Below are 21,579 nucleotides of genomic sequence, written 5' to 3' on the forward strand. Positions count from 1 at the left end.
TCAGCGGGCGAGCGCCTGCGCGACCGCGTCGGCGACAGGGCCGTGGAACGCGGGTCCATGGCCGGGGAAGACCACGTCCGCGTCCACCGCTGCCAGCGCCTGCACCGAGGCGCGGTTGGTGGTGATGTCGTGGTGGAACGCCTTGTGCAGGCACTGCGGTCCGTGGACGGCGCTGGTGCCGTGACCGGTGATCAGGGCGTCGCCGGACACCAGCACCCGACCACCCGCCACCAGATACGCGCTGTGGCCGCTGGTGTGGCCGGGGCAGGCGATCGGTCGTGGCCGACCGGGGAGGTCGAGCTCGTCTGCCGTCGGGAACGGTTGCGCGGCATCGATACCGGACTTGTCGAGGACGCCCTCGCGGGACACCTCGACGAGCCACCGCAGGACGCTCGGGCGATAGGCCAGCGGGAGGAGGTCGGCGGGACCGGCCTGCTCGAGGTACTCCCGGCGGACGTGGTGGACCTCCACGGGGTCGGCGTACACGGGGAAGCCGTGACGCTCGGCGAGGATGCGGAGTCCGCCGATGTGGTCGACGTGGGCGTGGGTGACCAGGGCCCCGCGGATGTCGGCGGGCGACGCACCGATCTGCGCCAGTGAGTTCTCGACGGCGTCCGTCTGCTTCGGGTATCCGCCGTCGATGAGCGTGACACCCGAGTCGTCCTGCAGGACGACCCAGTTGACGTGCGAGGTCTGGAACAGGTGGGCGTACCCGCCCTGTCCGTCGTCGACCGTGTCGAGGGACAACTGTGTCATCGTCGCACCACCAGGACGAACGGGCCGACCTCGGTCACGGTGAACCGGGGGTCGGCGAAAGCGGCGGCCGCGAACGTGACGGTGTAGCGCTTCACGTTCGGGTCGTTGGGATAGACGTCCGCCGCGAGCCGCAGGGCGTACCCGTCGGCGCTGTAGCGGAAGAGGAACACCGACGGCGGCTGCCACGGTGAGGCGTCGAGGGCGGCGATCATCGCCTGCGGGGTGGTGATCGTCGACCAGCGTTCGATGGTGGCGGCGCGTTTGTCGAACTCCGCCAACGGGTTCGCGTAGTGCGACGTGAGTCCCTGGAACCCCCAGTACGGGTAGATCGACAGGAACCCGTAGTCGGCGGTCAGCACGACGGTGTCGTCGCGGGCCCGACCGGTCTGCTGCCGGATGAGGTCGTCGACCCGCGGGAAGTACGACTCCGCGCCCGGCGGTCGCTTGTCGGCGCGGACGCCGTCGCCGTCGGTGTCGGTGTAGGCCGTGGTGATCTCGCCGGACAGATGCGACGGGATGCCCTGCGACAGGCCGATCGCCCCGATCAACGCGACCACGACGACGCCGGTCCGCACGTCGCCGAAACGACCGACGGCGAGCCGCGCGAGTTCCACGACACCGAACACGCCGGCGGCACCGAGAACGACGGCGAGCACCGGCTCGAGCCGGAAGGCCAGCAGCGTCGTGCCGATCGCGGTGACGGCCATCGACAGCAGACAGAACAGGTAGAGGGCGACGGTGGTCACGCCCAGCGCGAGGGCGACCGTGCGCGTCGAGAGGCGCATCAGGATCCACACCAGTCCGATCGCGCACAGCAGACCGATCAGGTTCAGCTGCAGCATCGGGACCGGCAGGGTGGCCCCGCCGCTGGGGAGGTAGTGCTCGGCGGTGCCGCCGCTCGCGGGTTCGGACCGCACCCGGGCCGCCAGGTACGGCGCCCACACGAGGAGCGCGACCAGGCCGGAGAGCACACCCATCCCGATCAGCCGCGTCGCGATGACCAGCGCGATCCGGAGGCGGCGCCGTCGGATCTCCTGGGTCGGCACGGCGGTGTTGGTCGCGGACCGCACCCCGTCGACGATCAGCCAGAGCGCCATGAGGACGGCCGACAAGGCGAACAGCCCGGTGAAGAGGGTGTAGAACGTCGCGCTGACGCCGAGGAAGAGACCCCCGGCGACCAGGGCCGGGACGCTGCCGGAGCGCAGGCCGTGCAGGATCGTGACCAGCATCGGCGCGCCGACCATGATCAGGACCGCCGCGTACGGCTCGGGGCCCGCGTAGTAGATGGTGAGCGCGGCCGTGGCGAGGGTGACGGCGATGGCGCGGTCGGTGCGGATCATCCGCGACCACAGCGCGAGCGCGATGGTCGCCGCGACCGCGAGGGTGATGATCGACCAGGGCTTGAAGGCCGCCCACGCCGGTTCGGAGACCGCGTTCGCGTACCGCCCGCCGAGCCAGAACCATCCGGCCGGGTAGTACGGCGCGAGGCCGCGATAGGTCATGTCGGCGAGGCCGTGCGTGTCGGTCAGACGCGTCAGGTACTCGGTGCGGAACTGCTGGTCCACCGAGATGCCGAACAGGTAGAGCCGGGTGGCGCCGAGCGGCATCGCGAGCGTGACCGTCGTGAACCCCGAGATGCCCACCCACCCGAGCAGGTGCACCAGCAGCGGCGACCGCGACATCCGGTACAGCACAGCGGCGATCACCAGGATCGCGATGGCGACGGCCTGCCCGGCCGTCGTCAGGGCGCCGGTGACGTTGGAGGAGTTGAACGCCGGCCACTCGACCCGACCGATGACGAACAGTCCGACGGAGGCGACCACCGCCGCGGTGACCACGGCGCCGATCAGGAGCCCGACGGCGCGCAGATGAACGGTCCGCGGGCGCGCCGGCCCGCCGGGGACGGCGATCGGGCGACGGGTGTCCGCGACGGTCATCGCGCGGATCAGATGGGGAGGCGGCGGAAGACCGGGCGCGGGATGTGCCGCAGCACCATCATGATGAACCGGAACGGCGGCGGGGCCCAGACGATCTCCTTGCCCGCGTCTGCGGCACGGACGGCGAGCTGGGCGACGTCCTCCTTGTTCACCGTGAGTGGCGCCTCCTCGACGTGCGCCGACAGTCGCGTGCGGACCTGGCCGGGCCGGATCACCAGGACGCGGACACCGAACTCGCGCAACGCCTCACCGAGGCCGAGGAAGAACCCGTCGAGTCCGGCCTTGGTGGAGCCGTAGACGAAGTTCGACCGGCGGACACGCTCACCCGCGACGGAGCTCATGGCGATGATCTGACCGTGGCGCTGCTCGCGCATCTTCTCCCCGACGAGCACGCCGACGGACACCGCTGCGGTGTAGTTGATCTGCGCGGTGAAGACGGCCTTGCGCTGGTCCTGCCACAGCTCCTCGTCGACACCCTGGACGCCGAACGCCACGATCGCGACGTCGATGTCGCGCTCGGAGAACGCGTCGTCGATCACGGCGGCGTGGGTCTCGGGCGCCAACGCGTCGAAGTCGATGCGGCGCACGGACGCGGCGCCGGCTGCCTTCATGGTCTCGATGGCGGCGTCGCCGGCCGGGTCACCGGGGACCGTGGCGAGCACGACGTGCATCGGTCCCTTCGAGAGGTACTCGGCGCAGATGGCCAGGCCGATCTCCGACGAGCCGCCGAGGAGCAGCAGCGATTGCGGGACGCCGACGGCGTTGATCATGGAGCTCTCTTCCGTGGGGGTTCTGGTGCGCGTCAGGCGAGTTCGAGGCGGCGGGCCATGTCGGACATGAAGACGCCGTTCGGGTCGATGCGGCGGCGCACGGCGATCCACTCGTCGATGCGGGGGTACATGGAATGGAACGACTCGGCGCTGGTGCGGGAGTCCTTCGCGGTGTAGAGCCGCCCGCCCATCGCCATCACGCGGCGGTCGAGGTCGTCGAGAAACGCTGCGAGACCGGCCTTCACGGGGAAGTCGAGGCAGACGTTCCATCCCTTGAACGGGAACGACAGCGGCGCCTGGTTGCCCTCGCCGAACAGCTTGATCACGTTGAGGAAGCTGACGTGGCCGGAGGCCTGCACGAACTCGATGGTGCGGGTGAACTCGGCCTCGTTCCCGGTGGGCACGATGAACTGGTACTGGCAGAAGCCACCGCCGCGTCCGTAGGCGTTGTTCCAGTCCCCGAACACGTCGAGCATGTGATAGAAGCCCGCGAGGTTCTTGACCTTGCCCTCGCTGGGCGGTCCGATGCGGTAGTAGGCCTCGCCGACGAGGGAGAAGCTGGCCTTGTTCGCCAGGCCGCGCGGGAAGATGTCCGGGAAACGCACCAACGGCTTGTTGTTGAACAACAACGGATCCGCCGCCAGCTTCGGTGGCAGCTCGTCGACGCGGGCTAGGTTGCCCCGCGAGAACGTGCCGCGACCGAGCTTGGGTGGCGCGCTGATCGAGTCGAACCAGCCCGACGCGTACTCGTAGCCGTCCTCGAAGCCGTCGGCGAGGTGCAGGTCGATGGTCTCCTGCAGTGAGTTCGTCCGTGCGGTGTCGGCGATGAAGTAGGCGCTCTCCGTCCGCTTCATCTGCACCTTGGCGCGCAGGATGATGCCGGTGAGCCCGATGCCGGCGACGGTGGCCCAGAAGACGGAGCCGTCGGGGTCGTCGGACGTACCCGAGGGCGTCAGCGTGAGGATGCGGCCGTCGGCGACGAGCAGCGTCATCTCGACGACGTGGTTGCCGAAGCTGCCCTGGCTGTGGTGGTTCTTGCCGTGGATGTCGTGGGCGATCGCGCCGCCGATGGTCACCTGACGGGTGCCGGGGAGCACGGGGACCCACAGGCCGAACGGCAGCGCGACCTGCATGAGCGCGTCGAGGCTGACGCCGGCGTCGACGTCGACGATGCCGGTCTCGGCGTCGATGGAGTGGATGCGGCGGATGCGCGTCATGTCGACCGTGAGGCCGCCGGAGTTCTGGCCGGACTCGTTGTACGACCGGCCCAGACCGCGGGCGATGACGCCTCTGCGCAGGTAGGACGGCTTGTCGGCCTGGTCGTCGGCGACGCGGGCGACCGCCTTCGCGACGACCTCGACGTCCGGGGTCGACAGGACGTCTCCGAGGATCGGCGTGGTGCGACTCCAGCCCACGAGTCGGCGGGACTCGACGGGGAGGTCGTCGCCGGCGGCGGGGGTCGCGTTCATGGTGGACATCGCCGCACAGCCTAACGCCTCGCTCGGCCCCGACCGTTCGTGCTGCGTGGTCTGCCTGCGGCTACGCGTTGTGATCTGACACGCGGTCGTGTGAGAATCACGCGCATGGCCTCGAAGAAGAGCGTGTTCATCACCGGCGCCGCGGCGGGTATCGGCCGCAAAGCCGCCCTCTCGTTCGCCCGCAAGGGCTACACGGTCGGCGGGTTCGACATCGACGAGGTCGGCCTCAAATCGCTCAAGGACGAGATCGAGGACCTGGGCACCACCGCGGTCGTCGGCCACCTCGACGTCACCGACGCCGACGAGTTCGCCGAGCGTCTGAAGGAGTTCACCGACACCACCGGCGGTCGCCTCGACGTGATGCTGAACAACGCGGGCATCCTCATCGCCGGGAAGTTCGAGGAGATCAAGGTGTCGACCCTCCACAAGGAGATCGACATCAACTGCAAGGGCGTCGTCAACGGCCTGCACGCCGCGTTCCCGTACCTCAAGGCGACGAAGAACTCGGTGGCCATCAACCTGGCGTCGGCGTCGGCGATCTACGGTCAGGCCGAGCTCGCGAACTACAGCTCGACCAAGCACTTCGTACGGTCCATCACCGAGGCGCTCGACATCGAGTGGGGCGAGCACGACATCCGCGTCGTCGCGATCTGGCCGCTCTACGTGCAGACCGCGATGACCGCGAACATCAAGACCGGCACCACCGACCGTCTCGGCATCAAGCTCGGGCCGCAGGACGTCGCGGACCGCATCCTCGAGGCGGCCGAGCCGGGCCTGTTCAGCAAGGTGATCCACCAGGTGCACTACACGGTGGGGACGCAGACACGCATCCTGCAGGCCGGGTCGCGGTTCTCGCCGATCTACCTCACCCGCCTGGTGAACAAGTCCCTCGCCGGTGGCCACTGAGTCGACCGGCAGCACCGCGCCGATCGTCGTCAGCGCCGCGATCATCCGCGACGCGACCGGACGGATCCTGCTCGTCCGCAAACGGGGCACCACCCGGTTCATGATGCCGGGCGGCAAGCCGGAACCCGGCGAGTCGCCGCTGGACACGGTGGTCCGTGAGGTCGCCGAGGAGGTCGGGATCGACCTCGACCCGGCCACGGTGGAGTCCTGGGGTCGGATCAAGGCGGTGGCCGCCAACGAGGCGGACACCGTGCTGCTGGCCGATGTCTTCGACTGCGGGACGGTCGACGGCGACGGGTCGCACATCACGGTCGCGGCGGAGATCGCCGAACTCCGCTGGCACGACGTGACCGACGACGACCGCGACGATCTCGCGCCGCTCTTCGTCGACGATGTCCTCCCGATCCTCCGTCGTCAGGCCCCCGACACCCCCTGACCCGGACCCATCTGTTGGGCGGCAGGAACCGTCTGTTGGGCACCCGGAACCGTCTGTTGGGCACCCGGACCCGTCTGTGGGGCAGTAGGAACCGTCCATTGGGCGGCAGAAGACACTCGGCGACAATTGTGGTCGGGGTATACGGGCAGAGAAGTCGGTCTGCGGGTCGTTCTCGTCCCGCATCCCTCACTCCTCGAGGTCGGGCTCGGTCCGGTTGCACGCCGTGTGCCCACACGTCCACAACGCCTACACAGACGTCGAGATGTTCGCGAGTACATCTCGATGAGCACCCGACGGTGTCGACGTCGGGTGCTCCTATGCCCCTCCATGCCCTGCAGGCTAGGCATCAATCCGGGCGGATTGCCCTGCGAAAACCGACTACGTCGTTCTATCGTGCGAGAACAGCGGCGCCGGCGAAAGTCGTGCCACCGCAACCGAAGGAGTGGCGCAGCGGATGTCGACCAACGACTCGGAGACTACGGCGCTCACCAAAACGCCCGCTTCCTCCCTACCCGACCCGATCAACGTCTACGCCGTGATCTCGCTGGTGGCAGCACTACTTGGCCTGTTCCCGGTCGCAATCGTGTTCGGAATACTGGCGTTCACCCGCCCAGTTGGTCGCGGCATCGCGATCGCCGGCCTCGTCCTGGGGATCCTCGAGCTCGCGGCGTTGCTGTTGGCGTTCTTCGGTGTGGCGAGCGCCTTCAACGACGACTCCGACTCCAGTGCCGCGCAGACGGTCACCAGCAGCGTGTTCGAGCCGTTCATTCCGACCGGTGAGGCGGCATCAACGACCACGTCGCCAGCCCCGTCGCCCACGGAGACCGCTCTCCCGCCCACTACGACCGCGCTGACGCAGGCAACACCAACAGCCGTGATCGGCGACTTCTGCACCGATCACGACGCTCAGGCAACAACTGCCGACGGAAGCACCGCCTATTGCTCCAGGCGCGCTGGTACCGACGCCTACCTGTGGGCTTCTAGTCCGGGACTCATTCCCAACCCCGATCTGCCGCAACAGTCCACGCCACCCGTCGGTGGAACCGATGCACCCGTGATCGGATCACCCTGCTCCACCTCAGAGCTCGGGCAGATCCGAGCGTCGGCGTCAGGACAGCGCGTCAGATGCGGTTACACCGGGGAGGACTCAGTGCTGTGGCTCGCGCTCGACTGACCCCATTCATCTGTAGATAGAGCCCAGAATCGGCGGCACGGCCACCGGAGACTGACAGAACCAGGTTGCTACAGGTACCCCACTTCGCCCACTACGGGTTCGCGAACAGGTTCGTCGACTCGCGCAGCGAGACGCCGACCCCGGTGTCATAGGGAGCCATCAGTTGGGCAGTTGGGCTGCAACAGCATCTCCGACCGCCCAACGAACGGTTCCTCGTGCCCAACGAACGGCGCCAAACGCCCAACGAACGGTTTCTGGTGCCCAACGAACGGGATTACTGCAGCGCCCAGCGGGCCGAGTTGTGTCCGGGGATCCCGCTGACGCCGCCACCGCGCCGGGCCCCCGCTCCGGCGATGCTCAGGCGCGGATGACGGGTCTCGACCCCCCACGTGCCGACCTCGTCGTCGCTCTCCGCCCACGGCCACTGCAGCGACCGGTGGAAGATGTGTCCGCCGGGCAACGCGGGTGACACCTCGAGGTCCAGGGGTGTCCGCACCTCGATGCATGGCTGCCCGTTCGCGTCCCGGGCGATGACATCCGTGATCGGTTCCGCGAGAACCGAGTCCAGCGACCTCAGTGTCGCGGCCACCGCCCGCTCGCGGGAGTCGTCGGCACCGAACACACCGGGTGGCATGTGCAGCCCGAAGAGGGTGAGCGTCTGCATCCCGTCGGTGCCCGGACCGAGGATGCTGCGGTCGGACAGTGTGTGACAGTAGATCTCGCACGGCGGGACGTCCGGTACCTGCCCGCGGCTCGCCTGTTCCCACGCCGTGTGCAGCTGATCGAATCCCTCGTTCACGTGCAGTGTCCCGGAGAACGCCGCGACGGGGTCGACCCGCGGGTCGCGCAGTGCGGGCAGCCGGGTCAGCATGAGGTTTACCTTGAGCTGGGCGCCCTGCGGATTCGTCTCGGTGTCAACAGGTTCCGACAGCACCGTGTTGAGAACGGCAGGTGCGCATGCGGCGTGCAGACTGGAGGCCCGAGCCGCCCCGCCGCGCCACTCGACGGTCCCGTCGGCGGGGTCGACGGCGACGACCTCTGCGCTGGTGAGGATCTCGGCACCCGCGTCCAGCGCGGCCCGCGCGAGCGCCTCGGTCACCGCGCCCATGCCCCCGACGGGGACGTCCCAGTCGCCGGTGCCGTTGCCGATGAGGTGGTAGAGCAGGCAGATGTTCTGGCGCAGTGAGGCGTCGTCGAGGTCGGCGAACGTCCCGATGAGTGAGTCGGTCGCGATGATGCCGCGGACGGTGTCGTCGCGGAACTCCCGTCGCAGCCACTCGCCCAGGGGGCGGTCGACAAGATCGGGCCACACGTCCCCGACCAGCCCCCGCGCGGTGTCCGTCGACGGCAGCGGGCGGGTCATCGTCGGGAACAGTCGCTGCGCCACCTCCGACATCGCACCGTAGAACCGTTGCCACGCATCGAAATCGTCGTCGGACCCGGTCGCCGACCGGAAGGATGCGCGAGTAGCGGCGTCGTCCTGTGCGTCGACGAGGATGCCGCGGCCCGGATCGCCGGGCACCGGTGTGTACGACGAGTAGCGGCGGCGCACCAGGCGCAGGTCGAGATCGAGGTCGGCGATGACGTGCTGCGGCAGCAGCGACACCAGATACGAGTACCGCGACAGTCTCGCCGCGACGCCGGGGAACACCGGCGCGGAGATGGCCGCGCCACCGACGTGATCGGACCGCTCGAGCACCAGCACCCGACGTCCGGCCCGCGCGAGATACGCGGCCGCGGTGAGCCCGTTGTGGCCGGCGCCGATCACGATGTCGTCGTAGGTGCGCACGCCCCACACGCTAGCGTCGATCGGGTGAGCACCTACTCCGCCCGCGTGGCCCGCGAATCCGACGGCGACATCACCCTGCACACCGAGACCGTCGACGACGACTTCCTGCCCGAGGGCGGGGTCCGCATCGACGTGACCCATTCGTCGGTGAACTACAAGGACGCCCTCGCGATCACGCCGAAGGGTGGTGTGGTGCGGAACTACCCGATCGTCCCCGGCATCGATCTCGCCGGCACCGTCGCCTCCAGCGACGACCCGGGCTTCGCGCCCGGCGACCCGGTGCTGCTGCACGGCTACGAGACCGGGGTCTCCCGCCACGGTGGGTACGCCGAGCGCGCCGCCGGCCCCGCGGACCAGATCGTCGCCCTGGGGGACGGACTCACCCCTGCGCAGGCCGCGACGATCGGTACGGCCGGGTTCACCGCCGCGATGAGTGTGGCCGCCCTCGTCGACCGCGGACTACGCCCCGGCGACGGCAAGGTCCTCGTCACCGGCGCGACCGGCGGTGTCGGGATCGTCGCGGTCGACCTGCTGGCCGGGCTCGGTTACGAGGTCGTCGCCTCGACCGGAAAGTCCCACGCCCACGACCTGCTCACCGAGCTGGGCGCCGCCGAGATCATCGGCCGGGTGCCCGAGGATCCGGACGCGAAGATCAAGCCGCTGGGCAGCGAGACCTGGGCCGCCGCGGTCGACTGTGTCGGCGGACCGACGCTCGCCTGGGTGCTCTCGACCATCCGGTACGGCGGCGCGGTCGCGGCCAGCGGCCTGACGGGTGGGGCCGGCCTCCCGACGACGGTGATGCCCTTCATCCTGCGGGGTGTCGCGCTCCTCGGGATCGACTCGGTGCAGGCCCCGATCGATGCCCGCCGTGCGCTGTGGGCCCGTCTCGCCGACGACCTGCGACCGCCCCACCTCGACCGCATCACCACCGAGGTGGCCGTCGGCGAGGTCGATCAGGCACTCGCCGAGATCAAGCGCGGCGAGCGCATCGGCCGCACGCTGGTGCGTGTCGCCGGCGGGTTCTGACCTCTACGCCGACGGGCTGACCAGGATCTTCACCGCGGTGTCGTTGTGGTCGATGAGGGTGTGGAGTCCCTCGTCGACGAGATCGTCGAGCGCGATCCGACCGGTGATGAACGGCGCGAGGTCGACGGTCCCGTCCTGCACCAGCGCGATCGCGGCGGCGTGGTCGCGGACGTAGGCGATGGTGCCGCGCAGGTCGATCTCCTTGAGCACCAGCTTCTGCATGTCGACCGTGGCTGGTGCTCCCCAGATCGACACGTTCACCACGACGCCGGCCGGGCGGACGGCGTCGAGGACGTCGTCGAGCACCTGGTTGACCCCGGCGCACTCGAAGCCGAGGTCGGCACCGAGGCCGTCGGTGAGATCCCGGACCCGGTCCCCGATCGTCCCGTCGCGGGGGTTGAGCACGTGGTCGGCGACGCCCTGCGCGCGCTCGATGCGTGCCGCGCTCACCTCGGAGACGATGACGGTGACACCGAGACCGCGCAGCACCGCAGCGACCAGCAGGCCGATCGGACCCGACCCGCCGATGACGGCGGTCTGACCGGCCCGGGCGCCGCTGCGCTCGACGGCGTGATGCGCGACCGACAGGGGTTCGATGAGCGCGGCCTGGTCGAGCGGCATGTCGCCGACGGGATGCACCCAGCGCCGCGGGACGACGACCTTCTCGCTGAGCCCGCCACCACCGCCGGCGAGTCCGATGAACCCCATCCGCGTGCAGAGGTGGTAGTTGCCCTCCTGGCAGGGCCGGCACTCGTCGCAGACCACATACGGCTCGACGACGACGCCGTCACCGACGGCGAGGTCGTCGACACCGTCACCGACGGCGCTGACGGTGCCGGAGAACTCGTGGCCCATCGTCACCGGCGCGTCCTCGCCGGTGAGGGGATGGGGGTGGCCGGGGGCGGGGGTGAAGATCGGGCCCTCGAGGTACTCGTGGAGATCGGTGCCGCAGATGCCGCACCACGCGACGTCGATCGCGACGGTGCCGGCCCGCAGCTCGGGCTCGGCGACGTCCTCGATGCGGATGTCCCTGCGGCCGTGGAATCGCGCTGCCCTCATGATGTCCTCCTGCGGTGGGTGTGCCGGGACGGTAGGCGTGCCGCGCGAGGGGGCGACAGCGTTGCAGACCGTTGCAGCCGTCACAGGTGGGCGTTTCGACGGCGACAGGCTGGCTACCCTGGACAAGATGAGCGCCCCCGCCGCGATCCGTGGCCTCGTCGACCTCGACACCAGCTTCGTCCGTGATCTCGACGGCATGTACGTCCCATGGTCGGGTGACGTCGTCCCCGACCCGCAGATCGTGGTCCTCAACGAGGAGCTCGCGCGTCAGCTCGGACTCGACCCCGATCGTCTCCGCAGCGCGGACGGTGCCGCCGTCCTCGCGGGCTCCGTCCCTCCCGCGGACACCACCACGGTCGCGATGGCCTACTCGGGCCACCAGTTCGGCAACTTCTCCCCGCTCCTCGGTGACGGTCGCGCGTTGCTGCTCGGCGAACTCGTCGACGCCGACGGGGTCCGGCGCGACCTGCACCTGAAGGGGTCCGGTCGCACACCCTTCGCCCGCGGCGGTGACGGCAAGGCGGTACTGGGCCCGATGTTGCGGGAGTACCTCGTCGCCGAGGCGATGCACGCCCTCGGCATCCCGACGACGCGCTCGCTGGCGGTGACGGCGACGGGCGAGTCGGTGCAGCGCGAGGGACCCGAGCCCGGCGCGGTCCTCGCGCGGGTCGCGTCGAGTCATCTGCGGGTGGGCAGCTTCGAGTTCGCGGTGCGACGGGGGCCGCTCGTCGTCGAGCTGACCCGCTACGCGATCGCCCGGCACCATCCGGACCTGCTGGAGATCGACGACGAACCCGATCGGGTGATCGCCTTCTTCGAGCGCGTGCTCGCGGCGCAGGCGTCGTTGGTCGCGCGGTACATGGCCGTCGGGTTCATCCATGGCGTCCTGAACACCGACAACACGACGATCTCGGGCGAGAGCATCGACTACGGACCGTGCGCGTTCCTCGACGCCCACGACCCCGCCACGGTGTTCAGCTCCATCGACACCATCGGTCGCTATGCGTTCGGCAACCAGCCGACGGTGATCGGGTGGAACCTCGCACGGTTCGCCGAGACCCTGATCCCCCTCGTCGGCGCGCGTGAGGACGGAGAGGTCGACGCCGACGCGGCGATCTCCCGGCTGACGGAGTCGCTGTCGACCTATGCCGCGCGCTACGAGCACGAACTGGCGGCCGTCATGGCGCGCAAGGTCGGGTTGCGTCCGGCGGCCGATCCATCACCGCTCCGCGACGACGAGTCGGCCCTCCTGACCGATCTGGAGACGCTCATGCGGGTGCACCGTGTCGACCACACGGGCTTCTTCCGCGCGCTGTCGGTCGACCTGTGGGCGCACGCCCGCGGACACGTCGACGACGACACCCCGTCGGAGACGATCGCGCTCGCCCCCGGCGACGACACGCAGGCGTGGCTGGACCGGTGGTTCGCGGTGCTCGGCGATCGCGCGACGACGACCACCGCGGATGCGATGGACACGGTCAACCCGATCGTCGTACCCCGTAATCACCTGGTCGACGAGGCGCTACGCGCCGGTGAGGCCGGCGACATGGGCCCGTTCCACGCGTTGTTCGCCGCGGTCACCCACCCGTTCGACACGCCGTCGGACCCACGATTCGCCCTGCCCGCACCGGATGGTTTCGGCGACGGGTTCCGGACGTTCTGCGGCACCTGAGCAACCGTCCCGGCGGATCAGCCCGTGCCCCGTCCGAGCGCTCGGTAGGGTCTGCGTCTGTGACCACCCCACCCCGGTCTACCGTGGACCGATGACCGACGACCTGCGTGCGACCGTCACGGAGCCGTGGCGGGACTACGAACGGTCGGAGTTGTCGGCGCCGTTGGCGGCGGCCCTGGCCGCGTTCGAGGAACAGGGGTACCACGGCACGTCGGTGCGCGAGATCGCCGGCCGCGCGGGACTGTCGGTGCCGGGCCTCTATCACCACTACCCGTCGAAGCAGTCCCTGCTGCAGGGTCTGCTCGAGATGACAATGAACGACCTCGCCTGGCGCACCGAGGCGGCACTCGCCGCGGCGTCCGATGATCCGGTCGACCGGTACGACGCCGTCGTCGAGGTGCTGCTGCAGTTCCACATCCACCGCCGCGCACAGGCATTCATCGGATCGTCGGAGATCCGCAGTCTGGAGCCGGACTATCGACCGGTGTACACGCAGAAGCGTCGCAAGCTGCAGGGCATCGTCGACGACCTCATCCGGGACGGCGTCCGCGCCGGCGTGTTCGTCACCGGGGACCCCGCCGACACCGGGCGCGCGATCACGACGATGTGCGTCGGCGTGTCCACCTGGTACAAGCCCGAGGGTCGGCTGTCCGCGGACGAGATCGTCGCGCGCTTCGGGCACATCGCCCGCGCCGCGGTCGGTCACGTCGGCGACACCTCGACCGGCAGCTCCAGCACCACCAGCGTCTGATCCACCCGCACCGCCGAACCGCAACGAAGAGGTCGCACCGTCATGGCAGTAGAGCTCCGCTACGACCCGCAGGTCGTCGAGACCATCACCGCCACCGAGGCGTTCATCGCCGACGTGGTTCTCCCGCTGGAGGACGAGTTCGCCGGGGACTTCGAGAAGGCCGGTGGCGAGCACCTGCGCAAGGAGTTGCAGGAGAAGGCCAAGGCGGCGAAGGTGTTCGCGCCGCATGCTCCCGTCGAGTACGGCGGTCTCGGGCTGAACATGTCCGATCGCGCACCGGTGTTCGAGGCCGGCGGCCGGTCGGTGTTCGGCCCGATCGCCCTGAACATCGGGGCGCCGGACGAGGGCAACGTCCACATGCTGTCCCACATCGCCTCGCCCGCGCAGAAGGAGCAGTTCCTCGCGCCGCTCGCCGCCGGTGACGTGCGGTCGGCGTTCGCGATGACCGAGCCCGCACCGGGTGCCGGCTCGGATCCGTCGGCGCTGACGACCGCGGCGACGCGGGTCCCCGGCGGATGGTCGATCAGTGGACACAAGTGGTTCATCACCGGTGCCGACGGCGCGGGGTTCTTCATCATCATGGCCCGCACCTCGGGATCGCCCGGGGAGAGCGGCGGCGCGACGATGTTCCTCGCACCCGCTCCGGACGAGGGCATCGAGATCGTGCGCCACATGGTCACCACCGACCGCGCCGGGCTCGGCGGGCACTGTGAGATCAAGTTCCACGACCTGTTCGTGCCCGACGAGAACGTCCTCGGCGAGGTCGACGAGGGATTCCGGTACGCGCAGGTGCGATTGGGCCCCGCCCGCATGACGCACGTGATGCGGTGGCTCGGTGTCGCCGTGCGTGCCCACGAGGTCGCCGTCGACTACGTCGCGGGCCGGCGGGCCTTCGGTGGTCGCCTCGGCGATCTCGGCATGATCCAGCAGATGGTGGCCGACAACGAGATCGACCTCGCCGCGTCGCGGGCCCTGCTGGTCAAGGCCTGCCACGAGCTGGACCTCGGCCATCACGCCAGCAACGAGACGTCGATCGCGAAGACGTTTGCCGCGGAGGCGTATTCGCGGGTCGTGGACCGCGCCATCCAGATGTGCGGCGGTTCCGGCGTCACCGACGACCTGCCGCTCGCGCGGCTCCAGGCCGAACTGCGTCCCTTCCGCATCTACGACGGCGCCTCCGAGGTGCACCGCTGGGCCATCGCCAAGCGTGCGGTCGGTCGTGCCGCCAAGAAGCAGCAGGCACGGGACGCACGATGACCGCGTCTGGGTCGCTGCCGGGCATGGATCCGGTTGCGCTGCGCCGGTTCCTGGTGGAGTCGGGTGTGGAGGTCGCCGGTGAACTCGACGTCCACCTGATCTCGGGTGGACGGTCGAACCTCACGTTCGGGGTCACCGACGGGACCACGAAGTGGGTGGTGCGTCGTCCGCCGACGTCGGGGTTGACCCCGTCGGCGCATGACATGAACCGGGAGTGGACGGTCACCTCTGCGTTGCAGGGCAGCGCTGTTCCCGTCGCTCCCACCGTCGCGTTCGACGCCGAGGGTTCGGTGCTGGGTGCGCCGTGCACGGTCGTCGGGTTCGTGGAGGGCACGGTGATCCGCAGTGCGTCGGAGCTCGATGCGCTCGACGACGCCGCCGTGGACCGCAATGTCGATGCGTTGATCCGCACCCTGGCCGATCTGCACGCGGTCGACCACGAGGCGGTCGGACTCGGCGAGTTCGGTCGCCCGGAGGGGTTCGTCGCGCGTCAGGTCAAGACGTGGACGCGACAGTGGGGCCTGGTGAAGACCCGCGAGCTGCCGGACGTCGAAAAGCTGGCCGGCTTGTTGGCGGAGAACATCCCGACGGATTCCGCGAACGCGATCGTGCACGGGGACTTCCGAGTCGACAACACGATCCTCGATGCCACCGACCCGGGCGTCGTCCGCGCGGTGGTCGACTGGGAGATGTCGACGCTGGGTGACCCCATCACCGACGTGGCGTTGATGTGTGTGTACCGCCAGCCCATCTTCGACCGGGTACTGGGGCTGTCGGCGGCGTGGACCAGTGACCGCTATCCCGGGACCGACGATCTCGCGCAGCGGTACGCGGTCGCCGCCGGGGTCGAGATGGCGCACTGGGACTTCTACCTCGCCCTGGCGAACTTCAAGTTGGGTGTGATCGGCGAGGGCATCGCCTACCGCGCCCTGCAGGGCTCGTCGTCGGGTGAGGGCGCCGAGAAGGCCGCCGAGGCGACCCAGGAGTTCATGGCCGAGGGCCTGCGCGCTCTGAGCTGACCCCGCCGCCCCGCAGCCCCGCCACCCGTCGAGTGGGCGGTTGGAGACGTCGATTGGGCGGTTGGAGACGCCGACTGGGCGGTTGGAGACGTCGACTGGGCGGTTGAGACCCCGCAGCCATCGTCTACCGCCCACTCGACGTTCCCTGGCGCCCACTCGACGTCGTTAACCGCCCACTCGACGGGTCCTGGTGACCAACAGGTAGGGGTGGGGGTGGGTCAGCGGATGACGCGGTAGCGGAGATGCACGGTGTGCGGGGGTGCTTCGAGGACGCGTGTCAGCTCGAGGGTCGGGGCGCCCGGGGCAAAGCCGTCGAAGAGGCGTTCCCCTCCGCCGAGGATCTCGCCGCTCACCTGCAGGTCGATCTCGTCGACGAGGCCGGCCGCGATGGCCTGTCGGGCACAGGATGCCCCGCCTGCGATCGAGATCGACTTCCCGCCGGCTGCGTCCACCGCCTGTCGGTACGCGGACTCGATGCCGTCGGTGACGAAGTGGAAGGTGGTGCCACCGTCCATCTCGATCGGGTCGTGCGCGTGGTGCGTGAGGACGAACACGGGGCAGTGGTACGGCGGTTCGTCACCCCACCACCCACGCCAGTCGGAGTCACCCCATTCGCCGCGGATCGGCCCGAACATGTTGCGGCCCATGATGGTCGCGCCCATGTCGTCCATCATGTCCGACATCACCTGGCGGTTGACCGGGTGTTCCGCGTCGGGCCCGATGTGCCAGCGGTGCAGCGCCGGCCCGCCGATTCCCAGTGGGTTGTCGGCGCTCTGGTCGGGGCCGGCGACGTAGCCGTCGGCCGAGATCGACATCGAGAGATTGGTCCTGCTCATGTGCTCGCTCCTGCTGCAGTCACGGGTGTCGACGGGGTAGACCGGTCCCGGCGGGAGAACTCATCGCCCGACGGCCTTCTCGCCGCGCAGCGTCAGCACCGTGCTGGTCGCCGTGGCGACGATCTTGCCGTCATCGCGCGTGATCTCGCAGGCGTAGTGCTGCACCGTCGACCCCACGTGCGTCGGGTACGCCCGGGCGGTGAGGGTCCCGGCGAACATCGGACGCAGGAACGTCGTGTGCAGATCGATGCTGGTGAACGACTCGCCCCTGCTGACGGTGGTGGATCGCGCGGTGCCGATGGCCGCGTCGGCCAGCTCCCCGATGAACCCGCCGTGCACCGTGCCCTGCTGATTGCTGTGCAGGGCTGGGTCGGTGACGACGCGCAGTGTGGCCGTCCCGTGATCCACCGCGACGACCTCGAACCCCAGCAACCGCGAGATGGCCGTCGGATAGTTCAGGAACGTGCGGTCGTCCGGGGACAACGTGCCCGCGACATGGCGTCGCAGGTAGTCGAGTACCGACAGCTCGTCGTCGGAGCTCATCGGAACGTCATCACGTCGCGGTCGGCGGCGAGGTCGAGGTGGGCGTGGTCGTTGACGCACATCACCGACACCCCGGACCGTCCGACGATCATCTTGGTGATCGACGTGTTGACCATGGTGCGGGCGACCGTCAGCCACCGCTCGTCGTCGAGCCCCCACAGCGTCGCGAGTACCGCGGAGATGGTCCCGGCCGAGGACACCGCGATAACCGTCCGTCCCGGACCCGCGTGCGCGGTGAGCTGTTTGAGCGAGCGATCGGCGCGGGCGCGGTACTCCCGGTAGGACTCGGTCCCCGCCGAGGACCCCGCGACCCAGCCGCGGAGGTCGTCGTCGAGTCGAGCCTGAAACCGGGCTCCCTGAGCACCGGTGCCGTCGACACCTGTGCCGCCGACTCCTGTGCCGTCGACCCCTGTGCCGTCGACACCGCCGGCGGTGATCGCCCCCAGGTCGTACTCGTCCCACCCGGCGTCGACGTCGGGATCCGGGTGCTCGGCGACACCGTCGAGGATGTGCCGCAGCGTCTGTTGCTGGCGCGCGAGTGACCCGGACACCGCGTGGTCGAGGCGGTCGACACGGGCGCCGAGCGCCACACCGGCGCGACGCGCCTGCTCGACCCCGACGGCCGTCAGGCCGCCCGCCTCGGACTGTGCCTCGGCGAGCGACCCGTACGCCTGCGCGTGGGCCTGACCATGACGGACGAGGTAGACGACTCCCATGCGCCCATCATGGTCGAGCGGTGGTCAGCCGATGCAGACCAGCCCGGGGCACGTCCGTGTGTAGGTGATCGCGACGCGGTACCGGCCCGAGTTGTTGACGTACCCATTGAACGCGTCGTTGATCGCGAGCTTGAGGCGACCGGGCCCGGTGGCCGTCGACGGACCGGCGCCGAGCAGAGTCGAGGGCTGATCGCCGACCTTGCCGATCAGCGCGAGATACGGCGCGTTCAGCAGAGGGCACCCCACGATCGCGTTGGTGCAGGTGTAGACCGATCCGTTCGGGCCCGCGCTGGGGTAGCCGGGATCGAACTTCGCGGTGCCCGATGCGCTGACCGTTGCGCTCGCCCCGGCGGGCAGCGTGATCCCGGTGTCGAAGTAGTTGCCGTTCGCGCCGGCGGTCTTCGCGTTGAGATAGAAGACCTTGGTCACGGTGGCAGCGCCGGCGGAACCGACGCCGACGACCGAGAGACCGAGCACCGCGGTGAGAGCCGCCACGGCGAGCACCGTTGCTCGCAGCACCCGGGTGAACACTGACTGCATGATGATTCCTTTCGAGAGGTCTGCAGAACGCTAGACCCGTGTTCGAGGTTTGCGATCGGACTTCGCCAAAGGTGCATCGAACGAGGGACGTGCGCTCACGGTGCGACGATCGGCGCGGGAGCGACGGCGTCACGGTCGTGCCGCGACGTCCGCGTCCACAGCACGACGGCCGCGGTGAGGAGCAGCAGCACGGCCGCACAGGTCGAGGCGACATGTATGCCGTCGACGTACGCGGTGCGGGCGGAGTCGAGGACCGCTCGTCCGGCGTCACCGCCGAGGCGGCCTGCTGACGCGACAGCGCCGGCGAGCCCGTCGACCGCAGGCCCGGTCACACCCGGGACCGAGGTGTCGACGGTCGCGCGGTAGACGGCAGTGAGGACGCTGCCCAGGACAGTGATGCCGATCCCGCCGCCGAGTTCACTGGTCGTCTCGAGCATCCCCGCGACGGCACCCGCGCGGTCGGAGGGCGCGACACCGACCACGTGGTCGGCGACGACGGTCGCCGCGGCGACGAGCCCGCCGGCGATCAGAGGGCTCGCGGCGAGCATCACCCACAGCGAGGAGACACCGCCGCCCCAGGTCGTCACGAAGCCGGCCGCCGCCACGACGAGTCCGCCGGCCATCACCACGGGCCGGCCGAATCGCGCCGCGAGGCCGGGCGACGCCGGCGCGACCATGGCGACGACGACGGTGGGCGCCAGGCTCCACAGGGCAGCCGCGAGTGGCGAGTACCCGAGCACCGACTGCAGGTACTGCGTGACGAGGACGGCGTTGCCGACCACCCCGAACATCGCCATGAGGTTGACGGCGATCGCCGCGGCGAACTGTCGGTCGGAGAACAGCCGCAGCTCCATCAGCGGGTGGGGGAGGACGAGCTGGCGCTGCACGAACACCGCACCGAGCGCGAGACCCGCGGTCAGCACCGCGAGTGCGGTGGGTGTGAGGCCGTCGGTACCGAGTGCCTTGACGGCGCCGACGGTCGGCAGGACCGCGCCGAGCGCGAGGGCTGCGCTGAGAAGGTCGATGCGCCGGGTGCGATCGCCCGTGCCGCCGGGCAGCAGGAGGGGCGCGGCCACGAGAAGGGCGACCATCACGGGCACGTTCACGAGGAACACCGAGCCCCACCAGAAGTGCTCCAGCAAAATCCCGCTCACAATCGGCCCGACGGCGACCCCGCCCGCCATCACCGCAGACCAGGCACCGATCGCCGTGGCGCGAGAGGCGTCGTCGGTGAAGAGATGGCGGATGAGGGCGAGCGTCGACGGCATCAGTGTCGCGCCTGCGATCGCGAGGATCGCGCGGGCACCGATGAGCATCTCCGCGCTCGTCGAGAACGCCGCGAGCAGCGATGCGCCACAGAAGAGCGTCGCGCCGATCACCAGGAGCCGTCGGTGACCGACGCGGTCGGCGACGGCGCCCATCGTGAGCAGCAGACCGGCCAGCACGAGCCCGTAGACGTCGAAGATCCACAGCTGCTGGGCAGGGGAGGGCCGCAGGTCGGCGGCGATGTCCGGGACGGCGAAGAAGAGCACCGACACGTCCATCGAGACGATCAGCATCGGCAGGCACAGGGCCATGAGTCCCCACCAGGGGGAACGGGTGGTTCTCATCGCAGATCCTCACTGTGTACGGTGTGCACTGTTTATGCAATACACAGACTAGGTACGTTTCTGCGTACGGCGCAAGCAGTTTGTTACGGTGGCCCCGTGAGCAGCGACGACGCGGTGATGCCCCGCTACCTCGACCTGCTGTGGGAACGATCGACGGGTGTCCGGCGCGGTCCGAAGCCGGGCGTCGGGATCCGTGACATCGGCGCGGCGGGCGTGCGACTGGCCGATCAGGGTGGGCCCGACGCGATCTCGATGAAGGCGGTCGCGCAGGAGCTCGGCATGACGACGATGTCGCTCTATCGCTACGTCGACAGCAAGGACGAGCTGCTGGCGGTGGTGCTCGACTCGGGCTACGGGCCGTGTCCGGACGACCTCACGTCCGGGAACCCCTGGCGCGATCGGGTCGAGTCGTGGACACGGGCGGTGGCTGCAGGGCTGGCCGCGCGGCCGTGGATCGTCGAGATCCCCCTCACCGCACCGCCGGCGACACCGAATGTCCTCGGGTGGACCGACGCGGGTGTCGCGGCCTTCGCGGGCACCGGCCTGCCCGCCCGCGCCGTCCTGAGTTCACTGCTCGTGCTCGACGGCTTCGTCCGCAACCACGTGCGCCAGGCCGCTCAACTCGGAGCGCTGCGCGCCGACGGGACGCGCGCGCCCGACGACCGCTCGTACGAGAGGGGCATCCTCACCCTCGTCGGGGACACCGGTCGCCTCCCGGCTCTGAGCGCCGCCGCCACCGAGATCGCCGCCGGTGACGCGTCGACCTTCTACGACGACGAGCTCACCTACGGGTTGACCGTGCTCCTGGACGGCCTCGAACGCCGCGTCGAGGCCGTCGCCGACACTCCGCTGTGAGCGAAACGCCGGTGTCGCGGGCGGCGGGGCCGGCGTCGACGCCACTACCGTGTGGGACAGGTCCCTTCTCGTGAGGGGTGCGCGCGCGAGCGAAGGAGGTAGGCGATGACCGATCTGCACGTGGTTCCCGCGGACGAGGTCCCTGCTGCGCCTGCCGCCGCCCCTCTGCTGCGGGAACTGCTCGGAGCGACCTTGCGCAGCGCCCGCCAACGCCAGCAACGCACCCTGAAGGACGTCGCCGATCGCGCAGGTGTCTCGATGACCTACCTGTCCGAGGTCGAGCGCGGACAGAAGGAGGCGTCGTCCGAGGTGGTCGGTGCGGTGACCCGCGCCCTCGGTGGCGACCTCGTCGACCTGCTGTCGGAGATGACCAGTGCGGTCGCGCGACCGGCACCTGCCGCCCCGGCACGCACCACCGCGATCCGCGCGGTCGCCTGACCCGACACCTC

The 21,579-nt window shown here is 69.7% G+C and carries 21 protein-coding genes; 10 read left to right on the top strand and 11 right to left on the bottom strand.

All coding sequences use genetic code 11. From position 1 onward, the window contains the following. Genes LX14_RS08560 through dprE1 form a run of 4 tightly spaced genes read right to left on the bottom strand, consistent with a single transcriptional unit; the run spans position 1 to position 4,941 of the window. Positions 1–756 (bottom strand): MBL fold metallo-hydrolase, encoded by a 756-nt coding sequence (locus tag LX14_RS08560; protein WP_253646798.1) that lies wholly within the window; start codon positions 754–756, stop codon positions 1–3. After that, a complete protein-coding gene (locus tag LX14_RS08565; protein ID WP_253646799.1) occupies positions 753–2,693 on the bottom strand; it encodes a galactan 5-O-arabinofuranosyltransferase in 1,941 nt (646 codons plus the stop codon). The genes LX14_RS08560 and LX14_RS08565 overlap by 4 nt, the downstream gene beginning before the upstream one ends. Before the next feature lie 8 nt (positions 2,694–2,701). Beyond that, complete coding sequence (dprE2, locus tag LX14_RS08570) at positions 2,702–3,463, bottom strand: decaprenylphospho-beta-D-erythro-pentofuranosid-2-ulose 2-reductase (RefSeq protein ID WP_253646800.1); 762 nt, start codon at positions 3,461–3,463, stop codon at positions 2,702–2,704. Between the two features lie 32 nt (positions 3,464–3,495). Beyond that, positions 3,496–4,941, bottom strand: a complete 1,446-nt coding sequence (gene dprE1, locus LX14_RS08575) for a decaprenylphosphoryl-beta-D-ribose oxidase (RefSeq protein WP_253646801.1) — start codon at positions 4,939–4,941, stop codon at positions 3,496–3,498. A 105-nt stretch (positions 4,942–5,046) separates the two neighbouring features. On the opposite strand from dprE1, the gene LX14_RS08580 reads away from it, so the two are divergent. The 3 genes from LX14_RS08580 (at position 5,047) to LX14_RS08590 (ending at position 7,457) form a co-directional block, all read left to right on the top strand. Beyond that, the gene (locus LX14_RS08580) at positions 5,047–5,847 is read left to right on the top strand and encodes an SDR family oxidoreductase (protein ID WP_253646802.1); all 801 of its coding nucleotides are present in this window, start codon (positions 5,047–5,049) and stop codon (positions 5,845–5,847) included. Further along, complete coding sequence (locus tag LX14_RS08585) at positions 5,837–6,283, top strand: NUDIX hydrolase (RefSeq protein ID WP_253646803.1); 447 nt, start codon at positions 5,837–5,839, stop codon at positions 6,281–6,283. Before LX14_RS08580 ends, LX14_RS08585 begins: the two co-directional genes overlap by 11 nt. Before the next feature lie 454 nt (positions 6,284–6,737). Beyond that, positions 6,738–7,457, top strand: a complete 720-nt coding sequence (locus LX14_RS08590) for a DUF4190 domain-containing protein (RefSeq protein ID WP_253646804.1) — start codon at positions 6,738–6,740, stop codon at positions 7,455–7,457. 274 nt (positions 7,458–7,731) lie between these two features. On the opposite strand, the gene LX14_RS08595 is transcribed toward LX14_RS08590, so the two are convergent. After that, on the bottom strand, positions 7,732–9,255 hold the full coding sequence (locus LX14_RS08595) for a phytoene desaturase family protein (RefSeq protein ID WP_372505290.1): 1,524 nt from the start codon (positions 9,253–9,255) through the stop codon (positions 7,732–7,734). A 15-nt stretch (positions 9,256–9,270) separates the two neighbouring features. Between LX14_RS08595 and LX14_RS08600 the strand changes: the two genes are divergently transcribed. Beyond that, positions 9,271–10,272: an acrylyl-CoA reductase family protein gene (locus tag LX14_RS08600; protein ID WP_253646806.1), complete on the top strand. Its 1,002-nt coding sequence runs from the start codon at positions 9,271–9,273 to the stop codon at positions 10,270–10,272. 3 nt (positions 10,273–10,275) lie between these two features. Here the strand turns inward: LX14_RS08600 and LX14_RS08605 are convergent, their stop codons facing one another. Beyond that, on the bottom strand, positions 10,276–11,331 hold the full coding sequence (locus LX14_RS08605) for a 2,3-butanediol dehydrogenase (protein WP_253646807.1): 1,056 nt from the start codon (positions 11,329–11,331) through the stop codon (positions 10,276–10,278). A 127-nt stretch (positions 11,332–11,458) separates the two neighbouring features. Here LX14_RS08605 and LX14_RS08610 point away from each other — a divergent pair, with 127 nt between their 5' ends. The 4 genes from LX14_RS08610 to LX14_RS08625 all read left to right on the top strand — a co-directional run bounded on the left by LX14_RS08610 (position 11,459) and on the right by LX14_RS08625 (position 16,030). Further along, positions 11,459–13,003 carry a protein adenylyltransferase SelO gene (locus LX14_RS08610; protein ID WP_253646808.1) on the top strand — a complete coding sequence of 515 codons (1,545 nt, stop codon included), beginning with the start codon at positions 11,459–11,461 and terminating at the stop codon, positions 13,001–13,003. A gap of 91 nt (positions 13,004–13,094) precedes the next feature. Beyond that, positions 13,095–13,754: a TetR/AcrR family transcriptional regulator gene (locus LX14_RS08615; RefSeq protein WP_253646809.1), complete on the top strand. Its 660-nt coding sequence runs from the start codon at positions 13,095–13,097 to the stop codon at positions 13,752–13,754. Between the two features lie 42 nt (positions 13,755–13,796). Then, complete coding sequence (locus LX14_RS08620) at positions 13,797–15,011, top strand: acyl-CoA dehydrogenase family protein (RefSeq protein WP_253646810.1); 1,215 nt, start codon at positions 13,797–13,799, stop codon at positions 15,009–15,011. After that, the gene (locus LX14_RS08625; protein ID WP_253646811.1) at positions 15,008–16,030 is read left to right on the top strand and encodes a phosphotransferase family protein; all 1,023 of its coding nucleotides are present in this window, start codon (positions 15,008–15,010) and stop codon (positions 16,028–16,030) included. The genes LX14_RS08620 and LX14_RS08625 overlap by 4 nt, the downstream gene beginning before the upstream one ends. Positions 16,031–16,248: 218 nt before the next feature. Here LX14_RS08625 and LX14_RS08630 read toward each other — a convergent pair whose 3' ends face one another. From LX14_RS08630 to LX14_RS08650, 5 genes are all read right to left on the bottom strand, one after another. Continuing rightward, positions 16,249–16,866, bottom strand: a complete 618-nt coding sequence (locus LX14_RS08630) for a dihydrofolate reductase family protein (protein ID WP_253646812.1) — start codon at positions 16,864–16,866, stop codon at positions 16,249–16,251. A gap of 60 nt (positions 16,867–16,926) precedes the next feature. Next, the gene (locus LX14_RS08635; RefSeq protein WP_253647944.1) at positions 16,927–17,325 is read right to left on the bottom strand and encodes a PaaI family thioesterase; all 399 of its coding nucleotides are present in this window, start codon (positions 17,323–17,325) and stop codon (positions 16,927–16,929) included. An 80-nt stretch (positions 17,326–17,405) separates the two neighbouring features. Continuing rightward, on the bottom strand, positions 17,406–18,125 hold the full coding sequence (locus tag LX14_RS08640; protein WP_253646813.1) for a histidine phosphatase family protein: 720 nt from the start codon (positions 18,123–18,125) through the stop codon (positions 17,406–17,408). 24 nt (positions 18,126–18,149) lie between these two features. Beyond that, positions 18,150–18,665: a hypothetical protein gene (locus tag LX14_RS08645; protein WP_253646814.1), complete on the bottom strand. Its 516-nt coding sequence runs from the start codon at positions 18,663–18,665 to the stop codon at positions 18,150–18,152. Positions 18,666–18,760: 95 nt separating this feature from the next. Further along, positions 18,761–20,275 (bottom strand): MFS transporter, encoded by a 1,515-nt coding sequence (locus LX14_RS08650; RefSeq protein WP_253646815.1) that lies wholly within the window; start codon positions 20,273–20,275, stop codon positions 18,761–18,763. Between the two features lie 96 nt (positions 20,276–20,371). Here LX14_RS08650 and LX14_RS08655 point away from each other — a divergent pair, with 96 nt between their 5' ends. Together LX14_RS08655 and LX14_RS08660 are read left to right on the top strand one after the other, a co-directional pair. Further along, positions 20,372–21,130: a TetR/AcrR family transcriptional regulator gene (locus LX14_RS08655; RefSeq protein WP_253646816.1), complete on the top strand. Its 759-nt coding sequence runs from the start codon at positions 20,372–20,374 to the stop codon at positions 21,128–21,130. A 105-nt stretch (positions 21,131–21,235) separates the two neighbouring features. After that, positions 21,236–21,568 (top strand): helix-turn-helix domain-containing protein, encoded by a 333-nt coding sequence (locus LX14_RS08660; RefSeq protein WP_253646817.1) that lies wholly within the window; start codon positions 21,236–21,238, stop codon positions 21,566–21,568. Positions 21,569–21,579 lie beyond the last annotated feature (11 nt).

This window comes from Williamsia deligens, assembly GCF_024171765.1.
GTDB classification, from domain to species: Bacteria; Actinomycetota; Actinomycetes; order Mycobacteriales; family Mycobacteriaceae; genus Williamsia_A; species Williamsia_A deligens.

What these genes read in the sequence shown, in the direction of transcription:
- LX14_RS08650 (WP_253646815.1), bottom strand. Translation starts at nt 20,275, where the DNA reads ATGAGAACCACCCGTTCCCCCTGGTGGGGACTCATGGCCCTGTGCCTG.
- LX14_RS08630 (WP_253646812.1), bottom strand. Translation starts at nt 16,866, where the DNA reads ATGAGCAGGACCAATCTCTCGATGTCGATCTCGGCCGACGGCTACGTC.
- dprE1 (WP_253646801.1), bottom strand. Translation starts at nt 4,941, where the DNA reads ATGTCCACCATGAACGCGACCCCCGCCGCCGGCGACGACCTCCCCGTC.
- LX14_RS08590 (WP_253646804.1), top strand. Translation starts at nt 6,738, where the DNA reads ATGTCGACCAACGACTCGGAGACTACGGCGCTCACCAAAACGCCCGCT.
- dprE2 (WP_253646800.1), bottom strand. Translation starts at nt 3,463, where the DNA reads ATGATCAACGCCGTCGGCGTCCCGCAATCGCTGCTGCTCCTCGGCGGC.
- LX14_RS08660 (WP_253646817.1), top strand. Translation starts at nt 21,236, where the DNA reads ATGACCGATCTGCACGTGGTTCCCGCGGACGAGGTCCCTGCTGCGCCT.
- LX14_RS08645 (WP_253646814.1), bottom strand. Translation starts at nt 18,665, where the DNA reads ATGCAGTCAGTGTTCACCCGGGTGCTGCGAGCAACGGTGCTCGCCGTG.
- LX14_RS08605 (WP_253646807.1), bottom strand. Translation starts at nt 11,331, where the DNA reads ATGAGGGCAGCGCGATTCCACGGCCGCAGGGACATCCGCATCGAGGAC.
- LX14_RS08610 (WP_253646808.1), top strand. Translation starts at nt 11,459, where the DNA reads ATGAGCGCCCCCGCCGCGATCCGTGGCCTCGTCGACCTCGACACCAGC.
- LX14_RS08580 (WP_253646802.1), top strand. Translation starts at nt 5,047, where the DNA reads ATGGCCTCGAAGAAGAGCGTGTTCATCACCGGCGCCGCGGCGGGTATC.
- LX14_RS08560 (WP_253646798.1), bottom strand. Translation starts at nt 756, where the DNA reads ATGACACAGTTGTCCCTCGACACGGTCGACGACGGACAGGGCGGGTAC.
- LX14_RS08620 (WP_253646810.1), top strand. Translation starts at nt 13,797, where the DNA reads ATGGCAGTAGAGCTCCGCTACGACCCGCAGGTCGTCGAGACCATCACC.
- LX14_RS08640 (WP_253646813.1), bottom strand. Translation starts at nt 18,125, where the DNA reads ATGGGAGTCGTCTACCTCGTCCGTCATGGTCAGGCCCACGCGCAGGCG.
- LX14_RS08615 (WP_253646809.1), top strand. Translation starts at nt 13,095, where the DNA reads ATGACCGACGACCTGCGTGCGACCGTCACGGAGCCGTGGCGGGACTAC.
- LX14_RS08565 (WP_253646799.1), bottom strand. Translation starts at nt 2,693, where the DNA reads ATGACCGTCGCGGACACCCGTCGCCCGATCGCCGTCCCCGGCGGGCCG.
- LX14_RS08625 (WP_253646811.1), top strand. Translation starts at nt 15,008, where the DNA reads ATGACCGCGTCTGGGTCGCTGCCGGGCATGGATCCGGTTGCGCTGCGC.